12 protein-coding genes and 1 pseudogene are annotated in these 15,113 nt (G+C 70.5%); 8 read left to right on the forward strand and 5 right to left on the reverse strand.

What is annotated here, in order from left to right:
• Nucleotides 1–8: 8 nt before the first annotated feature.
• Complete coding sequence (gene allB, locus O1G22_RS08950) at nucleotides 9–1,346, reverse strand: allantoinase AllB (RefSeq protein ID WP_270080836.1); 1,338 nt, start codon at nucleotides 1,344–1,346, stop codon at nucleotides 9–11.
• Between the two features lie 273 nt (nucleotides 1,347–1,619).
• Between allB and O1G22_RS08955 the strand changes: the two genes are divergently transcribed.
• Nucleotides 1,620–2,414, forward strand: a complete 795-nt coding sequence (locus O1G22_RS08955; protein ID WP_225095769.1) for an IclR family transcriptional regulator — start codon at nucleotides 1,620–1,622, stop codon at nucleotides 2,412–2,414.
• A 35-nt stretch (nucleotides 2,415–2,449) separates the two neighbouring features.
• Here O1G22_RS08955 and O1G22_RS08960 read toward each other — a convergent pair whose 3' ends face one another.
• Complete coding sequence (locus O1G22_RS08960) at nucleotides 2,450–2,767, reverse strand: DUF5955 family protein (protein WP_270080837.1); 318 nt, start codon at nucleotides 2,765–2,767, stop codon at nucleotides 2,450–2,452.
• Nucleotides 2,768–2,896: 129 nt separating this feature from the next.
• Here O1G22_RS08960 and O1G22_RS08965 point away from each other — a divergent pair, with 129 nt between their 5' ends.
• Together O1G22_RS08965 and aceB are read left to right on the forward strand one after the other, a co-directional pair.
• A complete protein-coding gene (locus O1G22_RS08965) occupies nucleotides 2,897–3,499 on the forward strand; it encodes a nucleotidyltransferase family protein (RefSeq protein ID WP_270080838.1) in 603 nt (200 codons plus the stop codon).
• 184 nt (nucleotides 3,500–3,683) lie between these two features.
• Nucleotides 3,684–5,309 carry a malate synthase A gene (aceB, locus tag O1G22_RS08970; RefSeq protein WP_270080839.1) on the forward strand — a complete coding sequence of 542 codons (1,626 nt, stop codon included), beginning with the start codon at nucleotides 3,684–3,686 and terminating at the stop codon, nucleotides 5,307–5,309.
• Nucleotides 5,310–5,365: 56 nt separating this feature from the next.
• Here the strand turns inward: aceB and O1G22_RS08975 are convergent, their stop codons facing one another.
• From O1G22_RS08975 to O1G22_RS08985, 3 genes are all read right to left on the reverse strand, one after another.
• Entirely contained in the window at nucleotides 5,366–6,280 is a 915-nt protein-coding gene (locus tag O1G22_RS08975; RefSeq protein ID WP_270080840.1) for a HipA family kinase, read from the reverse strand.
• A 146-nt stretch (nucleotides 6,281–6,426) separates the two neighbouring features.
• Complete coding sequence (locus O1G22_RS08980) at nucleotides 6,427–7,530, reverse strand: sugar ABC transporter substrate-binding protein (RefSeq protein WP_270080841.1); 1,104 nt, start codon at nucleotides 7,528–7,530, stop codon at nucleotides 6,427–6,429.
• The gene (locus tag O1G22_RS08985) at nucleotides 7,527–10,058 is read right to left on the reverse strand and encodes a SpoIIE family protein phosphatase (protein ID WP_270080842.1); all 2,532 of its coding nucleotides are present in this window, start codon (nucleotides 10,056–10,058) and stop codon (nucleotides 7,527–7,529) included. Before O1G22_RS08985 ends, O1G22_RS08980 begins: the two co-directional genes overlap by 4 nt.
• Nucleotides 10,059–10,345: 287 nt before the next feature.
• Between O1G22_RS08985 and O1G22_RS08990 the strand changes: the two genes are divergently transcribed.
• The 5 genes and pseudogenes from O1G22_RS08990 to O1G22_RS09010 form a co-directional block, all read left to right on the forward strand.
• Nucleotides 10,346–11,434: a substrate-binding domain-containing protein gene (locus tag O1G22_RS08990; RefSeq protein WP_270080843.1), complete on the forward strand. Its 1,089-nt coding sequence runs from the start codon at nucleotides 10,346–10,348 to the stop codon at nucleotides 11,432–11,434.
• A gap of 36 nt (nucleotides 11,435–11,470) precedes the next feature.
• Nucleotides 11,471–12,250 carry an ATP-binding cassette domain-containing protein gene (locus O1G22_RS08995; protein ID WP_225095761.1) on the forward strand — a complete coding sequence of 260 codons (780 nt, stop codon included), beginning with the start codon at nucleotides 11,471–11,473 and terminating at the stop codon, nucleotides 12,248–12,250.
• A 5-nt stretch (nucleotides 12,251–12,255) separates the two neighbouring features.
• Nucleotides 12,256–13,527, forward strand: coding sequence for a sugar ABC transporter permease (locus O1G22_RS09000; RefSeq protein WP_270080844.1), 1,272 nt, complete (start codon nucleotides 12,256–12,258; stop codon nucleotides 13,525–13,527).
• Nucleotides 13,528–13,670: 143 nt separating this feature from the next.
• A complete protein-coding gene (locus O1G22_RS09005) occupies nucleotides 13,671–14,738 on the forward strand; it encodes a sugar ABC transporter substrate-binding protein (RefSeq protein ID WP_270080845.1) in 1,068 nt (355 codons plus the stop codon).
• Nucleotides 14,739–15,000: 262 nt separating this feature from the next.
• Nucleotides 15,001–15,111, forward strand: a pseudogene (locus O1G22_RS09010) (LuxR C-terminal-related transcriptional regulator); the annotation flags it as partial.
• Between the last annotated feature and the right edge of the window lie 2 nt (nucleotides 15,112–15,113).

The raw sequence follows: 15,113 nt of genomic DNA on the forward strand, positions 1-15,113 counted from the left end.
CGGGGGGACTACTGGGGGCGGGCGAGCAGCGTGCCCTTCGGCTCGGTGAACTCGCCGTCGTGGACGATGCGTTCGCCGCGCAGCCAGGTGGACTTCACGACGCCGTACAGGGTCTTGCCGGCGTACGCGGTGACCCGGTTGCGGTGCTGGAGGGCGGCCGGGTCGACGGTGAAGGTCTCGTCGGGGGCGAGGACGGCGAAGTCGGCGTCCCGGCCGGCCTCGATGGCGCCCTTGCCGTCCAGACCCACGAGCGCCGCGGTCCGCGTGGACATCCAGCGCACGACGTCCTCCAGGCCGTGGCCGCGCTCACGGGCCTCGGTCCACACGGCGGCCAGGCTGAGCTGGAGGCCGGAGATGCCGCCCCAGGCGGTGGCGAAGTCGTCGGTCTTCAGGTCGGCGGTGGAGGGCGAGTGGTCGGTGACGACGCAGTCGATGGTGCCGTCGGCCAGCGCCTCCCACAGCAGGTCCTGGTTGGCGGCCTCGCGGATGGGCGGGCAGCACTTGAACTCGCTGGCGCCGTCCGGGACTTCCTCGGCGGTCAGGGTGAGGTAGTGCGGGCAGGTCTCCACGGTGATCCGGACGCCCTCCGCGCGGGCCGCGCGGATCAGCGGCAGCGCGTCGCTGGAGGACAGGTGCAGGACGTGCACGCGCGCGTGCAGCCGCTTGGCCTGCGCTATCAGGGACGCGATGGCCGTGTCCTCGGCGTCGCGCGGGCGGGAGGCGAGGAAGTCGGCGTACTTGGGGCCGCCGTGCTGCGGGGCGGCGGCGAGGTGATGCGGGTCCTCGGCGTGCACGATCAGCAGGCCGTCGAAGCCGGCGATCTCGGCCATGGACCGGGCGAGCCCGTCCTGGTCGAGGTGCGGGAACTCGTCCACGCCGGACGGGGACAGGAAGGCCTTGAAGCCGAAGACACCGGCGTCGTGCAGCGGGCGCAGGTCCTTGACGTTGTCGGGCAGGGCGCCGCCCCAGAAACCGACGTCGATGTGCGCCTTGTCGGCGGCCACCTGCCGCTTCACCCGCAGGTTCTCGACCGTGGTGGTCGGCGGGAGGGAGTTGAGCGGCATGTCGATCAGCGTGGTGATGCCGCCGGCCGCCGCCGCGCGCGTGGCGGTCCAGAAGCCCTCCCACTCGGTGCGGCCGGGGTCGTTGACGTGCACGTGGGTGTCGACCAGGCCGGGCAGCAGGACATGGTCGCCGACGTCCTCCAGCCGGGCCCCGGCCGGGACCTCGGCGTCGTACGGCAGGACGGCCGTGATCTTCCCGGCGGACACGGTGACCGTCGCGGCCCGCGTCCCCTCCGGAGTGATGACGCGCGTCGAGCGCAGGACCAGTTCAGCGTCGGACACCCGAACCCCTCTCTGTACCGCCGTTTTACGCCCAGGAAACGGGATTTACACCCACGTAACGGATTTCAACGTTCTGTTGAAGGAGTCTTCACTCCCACTTCCGCGCCGTCAAGAGGCACACTTCTGAGCAGCACGTCGACCGCGCCCACTCTGGACGTTTCCACAAAGCGGAATTAGAATTTCACTAAGCAGAACGTAGCTACGTACAAGCGGGGAGTCAACCGACTGCCGGGTAGGCTTCTGCCCTCCTGTCAGCCCCGAAAGGAACGCGCCGTGCCGACGTCCAGCGCCAGCACCACCGACTCCGCCAAGCCCTCCGCCGGCGGCGGTGTCCAGTCCCTTGAGCGCGCCTTCGATCTGCTGGAGCGGATGGCGGACGCGGGCGGCGAGGTGGGCCTGAGCGAACTGTCCGCGACCAGCGGGCTGCCGCTGCCGACCATCCACCGGCTGATGCGCACACTGGTCGCCTGCGGGTACGTACGCCAGCAGCCGAACCGGCGCTACGCCCTCGGCCCCCGTCTCATCCGGCTCGGCGAGTCGGCGTCCCGGCTGCTCGGCACGTGGGCGCGGCCGTATCTCGCCCGGCTGGTCGAGGAGACCGGCGAGACGGCGAACATGGCGCTGCTGGACGGCGACGAGATCGTGTACGTGGCGCAGGTGCCGTCGAAGCACTCGATGCGGATGTTCACCGAGGTGGGCCGACGGGTGCTGCCGCACTCGACCGGCGTGGGCAAGGCGCTGCTCGCCGGGGTGCCGGACGACGAGGTGAGGGCGTTGCTGGCGCGTACCGGGATGCCCGCGGCCACCGAGAAGACCATCACCACGCCCGAGGGCTTCCTGGCCGCGCTGGAGGACGTACGGCGGTCGGGGTACGCCGTCGACGACAACGAGCAGGAGATCGGGGTGCGGTGTCTCGCGGTGTCCGTTCCCGACTCCCCCACGGCCGCGGCGATCTCCATCTCCGGGCCGGCCGGGCGCGTGACGGAGGCCGCGACCGACAAGATCGTGCCGGTGCTGCAGCAGATCGCCCTTGAGCTGTCTCAGGCTTTGGCGAGTTCGGGCGCCTGACGGGGCCGCCGCCCGCGCCCCTCAGGCGGGCACCGCTAACCCCTCTGCGTAGGTTCCCCGAAAAGATCCACCGCGTCCCTGACCTCCTTCAGACCCCTCGCCAGCGCGCTCACCGAGCCGATCGCCCCCGCGATCAGTAACAGGGAGCCGCGCAGGCGCGGGGTCTCGGGTGCGCCGCCCGCGGCCATCGCCGCCAGAGCCGCCAGTTCGTCCTCGGCGATCGCCCGGTCGGGGAACTCGGAGGGCAGCGCGGCGAGTTCGCGGCGCAGCCGGGACACCGCGGTCCGCAGTTCCGCCACTCTCGGGTCCTCGTCCCTGCCGGTCACCGGTCTCTGCCCCAAGCTCCGAAACACAGGCCTCCCCCTCACACGCCGTCGTGCGCGGGTCAGTAAACGCCACCGCGTCCGTGCGCGCCACCGCGCGGACCGAAATTCAGCCCCAGGGAACCGGCCGTCGGCCGCCGCGTCGGGTATGCAGGACGCATGACGGACAGACATCGCGAGGAGGTCGCCGGGCTGCTGCTCGCCGCCGGCGGGGGACGGCGGCTCGGCGGTCGGCCCAAGGCGCTGCTGGAGCACCGGGGACGACCGCTGGTCGAGCATGCCGTCGGCGTGCTGCGCGCGGCCGGGTGCGGGCGGATCCATGTGGTCCTGGGCGCGTCGGCGGACGAGGTACGCGCGCGTGCCGAACTGGGCGGCTGCGTGCTCGTGGACAACCCCGGCTGGGCCGACGGGATGGGCTCCTCGTTGCGGGCCGGGCTGGTCTCGCTCGGCGGTACGGGGGCGCGCGCGGCCCTGGTGAGCCTGGTCGACCAGCCGGGCATCGGGGCGGCGGCCGTGGCGCGGGTACTCGGCGCGTACGAGGACGAGAAGTCACTGGCCTCGGCCGCCTACAACGGCGTCCGCGGGCATCCCGTGCTGTTCGGTGCCGCCCACTGGGCGGGCATCGCGGCGACCGCCACCGGGGACCGCGGGGCGCGCGCCTATCTGAAGGATCACGAGAGTGAGATACGGCTCGTGGAGTGCGCCGACGTGGCGGAGCCGTACGACATCGACACCGAGGCCGACCTGCGCCACTTGGAGTGAGCACGGTGGCACTGGGCGCCACCTTCCCTCGACTCAGAGAATCTCGACGTCAACAAACCATTGAAGTTCCACGATGAGGAAACTACTATCCACTGTTCAGAAGCGCCTGCCCGCACAGTCGGCGCTGTTCGCCCTATTCGTGCCTCTTGGCACTTGGTGCCACCGCTGAAGGAAGTGACAGCTCATGTCCGCACCAGCGCCGTCCCCGCTGGCCATCGTCGACGCCGAGCCCCTGCCCCGGCAGGAAGAGATCCTCACGGACGCGGCGCTCGCCTTCGTGGCGGAGCTGCACCGGCGGTTCACCCCGCGCCGTGACGAACTCCTCGCCCGCCGGGCCGAGCGCCGCGCCGAGATCGCCCGCACCTCCACCCTCGACTTCCTTCCGGAGACCGCCGCCATCCGCGCGGACGACTCCTGGAAGGTCGCCCCGGCCCCGGCCGCGCTGAACGACCGGCGCGTCGAGATCACCGGCCCCACCGACCGCAAGATGACCATCAACGCGCTCAATTCCGGCGCGAAGGTCTGGCTCGCCGACTTCGAGGACGCCTCCGCTCCCACCTGGGAGAACGTCGTCCTCGGTCAGGTCAACCTGGCCGACGCCTACACCCGGAACATCGACTTCACCGACCCGAAGTCGGGCAAGTCCTACGCCCTGCGCCCGAACGAGGAGCTGGCGACCGTCGTCATGCGCCCGCGCGGCTGGCACCTGACCGAGCGGCACCTGGTCGACGCCGACGGCCGCGCCGTCCCGGGCGCCTTCGTCGACTTCGGCCTGTACTTCTTCCACAACGCCCAGCGGCTGCTGGACCTCGGCAAGGGACCGTACTTCTACCTGCCGAAGACCGAGTCGCACCTGGAGGCCCGCCTCTGGAACGACGTGTTCGTCTTCGCACAGGACTACGTCGGCATCCCGCAGGGCACCATCCGCGCCACCGTCCTGATCGAGACGATCACGGCCGCGTACGAGATGGAGGAGATCCTCTACGAACTCCGCGACCACGCCTCCGGGCTGAACGCCGGGCGCTGGGACTACCTGTTCTCCATCGTGAAGAACTTCCGCGACGGCGGCGCCAGGTTCGTCCTGCCGGACCGCAACGCGGTGACGATGACCGCCCCGTTCATGCGGGCCTACACCGAACTCCTCGTGCGCACCTGCCACAAGCGCGGCGCGCACGCGATCGGCGGCATGGCGGCCTTCATCCCGTCCCGCAAGGACGCCGAGGTCAACAAGGTGGCCTTCGAGAAGGTCCGCGCCGACAAGGACCGAGAGGCCGGCGACGGGTTCGACGGCTCCTGGGTCGCGCACCCCGACCTCGTGCCGATCGCCATGGAGTCCTTCGACAAGGTCCTCGGCGACAAGCCGAACCAGAAGGACCGGCTGCGCGAGGACGTCCATGTCGAGGCGGCCGACCTGATCGCGATCGACTCGCTGGACGCGAAGCCGACGTACAGCGGTCTCGTCAACGCCGTCCAGGTCGGCATCCGCTACATCGAGGCCTGGCTGCGCGGTCTCGGCGCGGTCGCCATCTTCAACCTGATGGAGGACGCGGCCACCGCCGAGATCTCCCGCTCCCAGATCTGGCAGTGGATCAACGCGGGCGTCGAGTTCGAGAACGGCGACACGGCCACGCCCGAGCTGGCCCGCAAGGTCGCCGCCGAGGAACTGTCCGCCATCCGCCAGGAGATCGGCGAGGAGGCCTTCGCCGCCGGCCACTGGCAGGAGGCCCATGACCTGCTGCTGACGGTCTCCCTGGACGAGAACTACGCCGACTTCCTCACCCTGCCGGCGTACGAGCAGCTCAAGGGCTGAACCTGACGCGGGTGAGCGGCCCCGGGAGTTCACGTCCCGGGGCCGCTCGCGCGTGTTCAGCCCAGGTGGGCCGACCAGTCCTGCTCCGCGGCCGGCTTGCCGTGCAGGTCGGGGACGCGTTTGAGCCAGGCCGGGCGGCCCGCCTGGGTCCGCGCCGCGCGGGCGGCGTCCTCGGCGGCGAGCTGCTCACGGCTCGGGAAGTCGGTGGGCAGCCACTCCCGTGACAGGCGGACCCGGGCCAGCAGGTAGTCGACGTAGGCCGCGCGGACGTCGTCCGGGGTCGCGAAGCCGGCGTCCTCGGCCAGCCACGCGTCCGGCACCTCGGCGACGATGCCCCGCAGCAGTTCCTCGGTGACCCTGGGGGCCAGTTCGGCGTCGGCCGCCCGGACGTCGGGTCCGTAGTGGCCGAGGGCGTGGTGCCGGAAGTCGTACCTCTTGCCCGGGGCCGTGGTGTCCCAGCGGTGGTGGAAGACGAGCGCGGCGCCGTGGTCGATGAGCCACAGGCGCGGCGGTACGGTGCCGAGCGTGGGCCAGACCATGAGGTTGGAGCTGTGCACCGTGCGGTCCACGTTGACCGTGAGCGCGTCCAGCCAGACGATCCGGCCCGCCTCCAGCGGGTCCACGGGGAAGCTCTTCGCGACCTTCGGGGTGAAGTCGGCGGCGCCCGGCAGATAGTCCATGCCGAGGTTCACCCCCGCGCTCGCGCCGTGCAGGTCCCGGACCTCCTGATGGGGCTCCTCCGCCGCGATCGCCGGATCGAAGTGGACGAACACCAGCTCCGGGAAGCGCAGGCCCAGCGCACGGGCGAGTTCCCCGACGATCACCTCGGCCACCAGCGCCTTGTGCCCCTGCGCCGAGCCGGTGAACTTCACCACGTACATGCCGAGGTCGTCGGCCTCGACGACTCCTGGGACGGAGCCGCCGGAGCGGAGGGGTTCGATGTAACGGGTTGCAGCGACCTCTCTCAACATCTACCCAGGCCCCATAGCTCATTTGCCTTACATTCCACGGCCAGCCCCCACGCGGTGCGCCCCTTTGCTTCCGGCCTCGGGCATGAAGTGAGCATAGACCCCTGCCTCCGGCATGATCGATGCGTGGGCAAGGAGCTGATCGCCCTCTACGGAGTCAGCCCTGCCTTCGCACAAGCGGCCCGCAGCTGCGGTGTGCAGATCTGGGCGACGGTGTACACACCGTCCTTGACGAGGGTCTGCTTGATGTTGGCGGCGGTCACGGCGACCGGGGTGAGGAGCACGGACGGGATGTGGTGGGTGGTGGGGCTGTCGGTCGTCGTCGTGGCGATGGTGCGCAGCTTCTCCCCGCGGCCCAGGGCGACGGCCATGGCAGCGGCTGCTTCGGCTTCCGCGCGGAAGGACTTGTACACCGTCATGGACTGCTCGCCGCCCACGATGCGCTGCACCGCGTCGAGGTCGGCGTCCTGGCCGGTGACCGGTGGCAGGCGCGTGACGTGGGCGGTCTTGAGTGCGGAGATGACGCCTGCGGCCATGGCGTCGTTGGCGGCCAGGACGCCGTCGATCCGGCCCGGGCCCAGGGCCGAGATGGCGGCTGACATGTTGGCGTTCGCGTTGTTCGTGCTCCAGCCCAGGGTGTCGTAGGAACGGCCGATCCTCACCTTGCCCCGCAGGACGGACAGTGCACCCCTCTTGTACGACGCGGCGTTGGAGCTGGTCGGGTCGCCGTTCATCATGACGATGGTCCCGTCCTCGGCCGGGGCGTGCATGGCCTTGAGGAGAGCCTGGCCCTGCAGCCTGCCGACCTGTACGCCGTCGAAGCTGACGTAGCCCGAGATCGGCCCGTCGGCGAGCCTGTCGTAGGAGACGACGGAGACGCCCGCGTTGCGCGCCGCCTCGACGGTGGAGCGCTGCGCCCTGTTGTCGGTGGCGCCGAGGATGAGGACCCTGACCCCCTTGGTGATCATGGCGACCATCTGTTGCCGCTGGACTGTCGAGTCGTCGTCGGCGTTGGCATAGGTGACGTTGCAGTGCGGGCAGAGCTGTTTCACCCGTCGCTCGATCAGCGGCCTGTCGGAGTGCTCCCAGCGTGGCACCACCCGGCTCGGCAGCAGCAGGCCGACGGTGAAGCTGTCCGTGGTGGCTGTTCCGCCTCCTGTACAGGCGGCCGAGGGCATGATCAGCAGGCCCGCGACCAGCGCGCCGACGACATACCGCGTACGGGGCGTCACACTTTGCCGGCGATACGTCATGATCGGTCCCCGTCCTCGGCGCCCGGGCCTGCGCCGACCGAAGCCGGTTCACGACGCGGTACCGCTATCTCGCTGCACACCTGCTTGCCGCCGGCCACCGGCACCGTGCCGAAGGACTCCGACATCGCCTCGACCAGGAGCAGGCCCCGGCCGCCGGTCGACTCCCAGTCCACGATCACGGGCTTGGCGGGCGCCCGCGGAGAGGAGTCGCTCACGCAGACACGCACCCGGTCCCCGCGGAGCATCAGGTCGAGACGGACCGGGCCCTGGGTGTGCACCAGGGCGTTGGTGACGAGCTCGGACACCACCAGCAGCACCGGGTCGGTAGCTTCTTCGACCTTCCAGCTGCGCAGTGTGCGCGCGGTGAACCGGCGGGCGTGCATGACCGCGTCGGGCAGCCGCCACACCACCCAGCCCGCCCGGATCGGCCGGGTCTTCATGCCGTCGTAGCGCAGCAGCAACAGCGCCACGTCGTCCTCGCGACGGCCGATGTCGCCCAGCAGGTCGTCGGCCACCCGCCCGAGATCCGAGGGGTCGGCCGCGGCGAGGGTGGCGCGCGTGCGGCGCATGCCCTCGTCCAGGGACAGGTCGGCGGCCTCGATCAGTCCGTCGGTGACCAGGGCGAGCATCGTTCCGGGCGCCAGTGCCACCGCGGTCATCGGGAAGTCCGCCTCCATGGAGATGCCCAGCGGAAGGCCGCCCTCGACCTCGACCTCCTCGGTGGCGCCGTCGGGATGGCGCAGCAGCGGTGCGACGTGCCCGGCCCGGACGAACAGAACGTCGCCCTCGTCCAGGTTCAGTTCGGCGTAGCAGCAGGTGGCGAAGAGATCCGTCTCCATGCCGACGAGGAGGCGGTTGGCGTGCGAGACGACCACGTCGGGCGGGTGGCCCTCCACCGCGTACGCCCTGACCGCGGTGCGCATCTGGCCCATGATCGTCGCGGCTGCGGCGCTGTGGCCCTGCACGTCGCCGATGACCAGCGCCACCCGGTCCTCGGAGAGGGCGATCACGTCGTACCAGTCGCCGCCCACCTGCAGTCCTCGCCGCGCGGGCAGATAGCGGGCGACGGCGATCCCGCCGGGAAGCTCGGGCAGGCGTCGCGGCAGCAGGCTGCGCTGCAGCATCGTCGCGAGTTCCTGTTCGGTGTCATAGGCGTGGGCGCGGGTGAGCGCCTGGCCGGCCAGTGAGGCGGTGGCGGTCAGCAGCGAACGTTCCTCGGGGACGAACTCGTGCGGCCGGTCCCAGCCGATCAGGCACACGCCGGCGACCCGGCCCCTGGCGGGCAGCGGCAGAACGGCAAGGCCTCCGGGGCCGATGCCGTCGAGTCCCGGTTCGAAGGCGGTGCCGGTCGGCCACAGGTCCATACGTCCGTCTCGCAGAGCCATCTGCAGGGTGGGCAGGGCGCTGAGGGGTGCGTCCGGCCACTCCGAACGCCACTGAAGACGCCATGTCTGCGGCCAGGCAGCGGGCTGCGGCGGGTCGAGCAGGGTGACCTGGAGCCGTTCGTGATGCAGCTCGGCGAACGCCACCCGGTCGGCGCTCAGGGGGTCGCGCAGGGCGGTGACCACCACCTGGCTGACGTCGCGCACGGTGGTGGCCTTGTCGAGTGCGGCGGTCAGCCACTGGATCCGGGAGACGTCGTCGGCGCCCGGGTGCAGGACCGAGGTCGCCGTCACCACACCCAGCACCTGCTCCGGCCGGTCGTCGGCACCCGCCGCCACGCGGCACCTCAGGCTCAGCCAGCGCATCTCACCGGTGGGGCAGCGGACGCGGAAGTCCAGTTCCCGTCGGCCGGCGGTCTGGGTGGACGGCTCCAGCACCGACATCAGCGCGTGCAAGTCTTCCGGCAGTGCGTGTGCGAGCAGGGAGTCCGCCTTGCCGTCGAAGTCGTCCGGCCTGATGCCGACCAGTTCGCGCAGCGTCTCGTCCGCGTCGATCACGCCGGTTTCCGGCACCAGGACGAAGGAGCCGACACGCATGCGGCGCAGTGCGGAACTCAAGGGTGCCGGCGGCGGCTCTCCCCCGGCCCCGGCCTCCAGCACGCCGGCGACCGCGTCGGCGTAGCGCTCCAGGAAGCGCTGCTGCTCGGCGTCGAAGCCGTTCTCACCGGCGCCCACGACGACGAGGCAGCCGAGCCGTCCGCTCTCGGTGCCGAGGGGCAACGCACCGAGCGATGTCCGGGCCCGCGGCGGCGCCGGACGTCCCTCGGGGTAGGAGGCGAGTGCCGCAGGGGTCAGCCACACGGGGTGGGAGGTGCGGCAGGCGCGGGCCGCAGGCGAGCCGCCGGACAGGGCCAGGCGCTCCGGCAGCCCGTACTCGGCAGGGGCGCAGCCGGCCGTGTCCACCGACCGAAGGTCGTCGGAACCTGCGCCGGGCACATAGAGCACTGCCAGCTCCGCTCCGGCGAACGTCAGGGCGCGGACGCTCAGAGGGGTCTCCGGCTCCGGAGGTGAGCCGCTGTCCGCGACGCCGGCCTCGGCTGTCCCCGGCTGCGAGAGTCCGGCCCGGGCACTGCCGTCGTGAGGCATGTCCGCATCTACCTCCCGTCCGTGCCGGGGTGCCGACCGGCTACCGCTTGGGCACTCCCCTACCAGAATCGCATAGAGGGACGAACCAGACAGATCGACGTGATGTCGGCTCCGCGGCACCGGGTTCGCAGTTCACCGCGGCCGGTGCCACACTGACGACATGGTCGTTTTGCCGCTTTCGCCCGGTCCAGGCGGGTGTGGGCCGAGACCCCGCCTCGCCCCGGTGGGCCATGCTGCCGCACCGCGGTTGCAGCCGCGTGGCTTCAGGGAGGAGGGAGGCCTCGCGCATGAAGGCCTGCGTCCGGGACACCGCCCTTGCCCTGGCCGCGGTCTCGACGGCCGTGTCCCTCGCCGCCTGCGGATCGGGCGCCGGGAACACCTCCGGCCCAAGGGGCGCGCGGAAGATCGGCGTGCTGCTGCCCGACTCCACCACCGCCCGTTGGGAGACGCAGGACAGGCCGCTGCTGGAGCAGAGGATCCGGCAGCTGTGCGGGGACTGCACGATCGAGCACGCCAACGCCAAAGGTGACGTGGCCATCCAGCAGGAACAGATGGACTCGTCGATCGCCGACGGGGTCAATGCCATCGTGCTGACGGCCGTCGACGCCAGGGCCATGCGCCCCTCGGTCGACAGAGCGGCTGCCGCGCACATCCCGGTCATCGCCTACGACCGCCTCGCCGAGGGTCCGATCTCGGGCTACGTCTCCTTCGACGGCCAGGAGGTCGGCAGGCTCCAGGGCAAGGCGCTGCTGACGGCCATGGGCGCCAAGGCGCACGGCGGCCGGATCGTGATGATGAACGGCGACCCCGGTGACCCCAACGCGCATTCGTTCAAGCAGGGCGCACTGTCCGAACTCCGGGGGAAGGTGACGATCGCCAAGGAGTACGACACACCCCAGTGGAGCGCGGAGGCGGCGAACCGGAACATGTCCGGAGCCATCGCCGCCCTGGGCGCCGGCAGCATCAACGGCGTCTACGCCGCCAACGACGGCCTCGCCTCCGGCAGTATCGCCGCCCTCAAGGCCAACAAGGTCAGCCCGCTGCCCCCCGTCACCGGGCAGGACGCCGAGCTCGCAGCCGTACGGCGCATTGTCGGCGGCGATCAGTACATGACGGTCTACAAGCCGTTCGGACCCGAGGCTGCCGCCGGCGGCGCCATGGCCGTGGCCGCCGCGCGTGGTCAGCGCCTCGACGGGGTGGCCACCAGGCGGGTGAAAACCCGCAGCGGCGCGGAGGTTCCGGCCGTGCTGCTCACCCCGGTGCCCGTGACCCTTGCCACCATCAAGAACACCTTGGTGAAGGCGGGCGTGTACACGCTCGAACAGATCTGCACCCCGCCACTCGCGGGCGACTGCCACAAGGCCGGGCTGACCTGACAGGCGGGACCGGCCGGCCCCAGGTCCGGGAAGGAGATGATTCTCTTGCCGCCTCCCTTGCTCGCCCTGCACGGTGTGTGCAAGCGCTTCGGCGTCGTCGAGGTCCTCCAGGACATCGAGCTGGAGATCCACGCCGGCCAGGTCCTCGCCCTGCTCGGCGACAACGGAGCCGGCAAGTCCACCCTGGTCAAGGTGATCTCCGGGGTCGCTCCCGCGGACAAGGGGAGCATCGAGTGGGAGGGCCGGCCCGTTCACATACGGCGTCCCCAAGAAGCCCGGGACCTCGGCATCTCCACCGTCTACCAGGACCTGGCGCTGTGCGGAAACCTCGACGTCGTGGGCAACCTCTTCCTCGGACGGGAGATCCGCAGGTTCGGCTTCCTCGACGAGGTGGAGATGGAGCGCCGCACCCGGCAGCTGCTGGAGCGCCTGACCCGCAGCGTCCTCGATCTGCGCGGTCCGCTGGTGTCACTGTCCAGCGGCCAGCGGCAGACCGTCGCCATCGCCCGCTCGCTTCTCGGCGACCCGCGCGTCCTTCTTCTGGACGAACCGACCGCGGCGCTGGGGTTCGAGCAGACCACCGAGGTCCTCGACCTCGTCGACCGTCTCCGCGACCACGGCCTGGGAATCCTGCTCATCAGCCACAACATGGGCGATGTGAAGGCCCTCGCGGACCGGGCCGCCGTGCTGCGGCTCGGCCGCAACAACGGCTTCTTCGACGTGAGTACCACCTCCCAGGAGCAGATCGTCTCCTCGATCACGGGCGCCACGGACAACGCGCCCCGCCGGCCGGCCCACCGCGAGGCCGAGTGGTGAAAGGGATGCGTGACATGCCGGACGAGACGCGGGCCGATCCCGCGGCAGCCACCGCGAAAGCCCGTCAGCGCCACGCCGGGCGGGCCGTCACTCGCGCCGTGGCGGGCTGGATCGCCGTCCGGCGGCGCAGGCTGCGCGCCGGTGAGCTGGGCTCCCTGCCCGTCACCCTCGTCCTCGCCGCGGTCTGGATCATCTTCCAGTGCATCAACTCCACCTTCCTCTCGCCCCGCAACCTGTCCAACCTCAGCGTGGACATCGTGGGCACGGGCCTCATCGCGGTCGGCATCGTCTTCGTGCTGCTGCTCGGTGAACTCGACCTGTCGGTCGGCTCGATCAGCGGGCTCGCCGCCGCGGTCTTCGCGGTGCTCAACGTCAACAACGGCGTGCCGGAGTGGCTCGCCCTGATCGCCGCCGTGCTGACGGGCACCGCGGCAGGAACCGTCCAGGGGTACTCCGTCGCCAGGACCCGGGTGCCGGCCTTCGTGGTCACCCTCGCCGGGCTGCTGACGTGGAACGGCCTCATGCTCGCCATCCTCGGCACCAGCGGCACCGTCAACCTCGACGAGAACGGGCTCATCGCCCACCTGACCAGCTACTACTTCACCAACGCCGCCGTCGCCTACGCGGTGGCGGCACTCGCCACGGCTCTGGTCTTCCTCGCCTCCTACCTGGACAGGCGCCGCCGCAGGGCCGTCGGCATGCCACACCGCCCGCTGCACACCATCGGGGTGCGCACAGGAGTGGTGGCGGTGATCGCGTTCGCCTCCGCCTATCTGCTGAACCAGTTCCAGGGCCTGCCGCTGGCTCTGCTGATCTTCCTCACGGTGGTGGCGGGCCTCGACATCATGCTCCGGCGCACGCCCTATGGACGGCAGGTCTACGCACTGGGGAGCAGCATCGAGGCGGCCCGTCGTGCCAGCCTCAGCGTGACCGGCGTACAGACGGCCGTGCTCGCGGTCTCCGGCACCCTGGCGGCGACCGGCGGCCTGTTCCTGGCCTCGCGCATCACGTCGGTGAGCCAGAACTCCGGCTCCGGCGTCCTGCTGCTCAACGCCATCGCCGCCGCCGTCATCGGCGGCACCAGCCTGTTCGGAGGACGCGGTACGACCTGGTCCGCAGTGCTCGGCATCCTGGTCATCCAGTCGATCGCCTCGGGCATGGCCCTCACCGACACGCCCACCGCCGTCCAGCTGGTGATCACGGGCGGGGTGCTCTTCGCCGCGGTGGTCATCGACTCACTGTCCCGGCATACGCAGCAGGCGCACGGGCGCGCCTGACACGTCCACGAGCGGCGGCGGTGAGGCCGCAGCGACCTGGACATGATGGGAGCCTTACGCATGTATGTTGGAAAAAGAGGCACAGCCGGCCCTTCCGAGGGGTAAACGGCAGGCGCTTCGGGACCCGGCGCTAGGAAGTACCGATGAGGCTCAGATCCGTCCTCTGCTCCACTGCGTCCGCCCTCTGCGCACTGGTGCTGCTCAACGCCTGCAGCGGCGGCTCCGGCATCACGGCCACGTCGAGCGGCGGCAAGCCGCTGGTCGGCGTCGACTACCCACGCTCCGACACCGACTTCTGGAGCGCGTTCATCAAGTACACGCCGGAGTATGCCAAGCAGCTCGGCCTCTCGCTCAAGACCACCAACTCGCAGAACGATGTCGCCAAACTCGACGCCAACGCGCAGAGCCTCATCCTCCAGGGTGTCAAGGGCATCGCGATGGCCCCGCAGAGCACCTTTGCCATCGCGCCGATCCTGGCGCAGTTGCAGACGGCGAAGATCCCGGTCGTCACCATCGACACCCGCCCCGACACCGGCAAGGTCTACATGGTGGTCCGTGCCGACAACCGCGCCTACGGCGAGAAGGCATGCAGGTACCTGGGCACCAAGCTGGGCGGCAAGGGCAAGGTCGTGATGCTCCAGGGCGACCTCGCATCGATCAACGGCCGTGACCGCACCGACGGATTCAACGACTGCATGAGGAAGAACTACCCGCGCATCAAGGTGTTCGGCGAGGCCACCAACTGGGACGGCGCCGTCGCCGCGCAGAAGCTCCAGACCGACCTGACAGCCCACCCGGACATCAAGGGCATCTACATGCAGGCCAGCCTGGCCCTGTCCGGCACGCTCCACGTGCTCAGGCAGGAGGGGCTGTTGGCCGGCCCGAAGGACAAGAAACACGTGTTCGTCGTCTCGAACGACGGCATCCCCAGGGAACTCAAGGACATCTCCGCCGGCACCATCGACGCCACCGTCTCCCAGCCGGTCGACCTTTACGCCAAGTACGCCCTGTACTACCTGAAGGCCGCGATCGACGGGAAGACGTTCAAGCCCGGCAAGACCGACCACGAGAGCACCATCGTGCGGGTCCGCGACGGACTTCTGGAAGACCAGCTCTCCGCCCCGCTCGTCACCGCCGACGGCGGCAGGTACGGCGGCGTCCCCAGCCTCAAGAGCACCGACAGGTCCCTGTGGGGCAACAACCTCGGCTGACAGCGCTGCTGCCCGCCGTCCTCGGCTCCGCCGTCCGCGGATCATGAAAGGGAGGCTCACGACCGAGCGTCATCGTGCCGAGGAGCGCGGTGAGCGCGAGACGACGGGTGTGCGCTGGGGGCGGTTCGTCACGCTCGTCGACGCCCGGACCGGCGATGATCCGAAAACGGCCGCCCACGATGCGTACGCCATGCTCGGGACACTGTCCGATATCGCCACCGTGCGTCCCGCCGCGTTCAACCAGGCCGGCGACGTGGCGCTTGAATCCACCGTCAAGTCCCACGTCAGCCGCGTCCTCACCAAGATCGGCGCCCGCGACCGCGTCCAGGCCGTGATCTTCGCCTACGACGTCGGACTGGTCCGCCCCGCCTGACC

Source organism: Streptomyces camelliae (assembly GCF_027625935.1).
Taxonomy (GTDB): Bacteria; Actinomycetota; Actinomycetes; order Streptomycetales; family Streptomycetaceae; genus Streptomyces; species Streptomyces camelliae.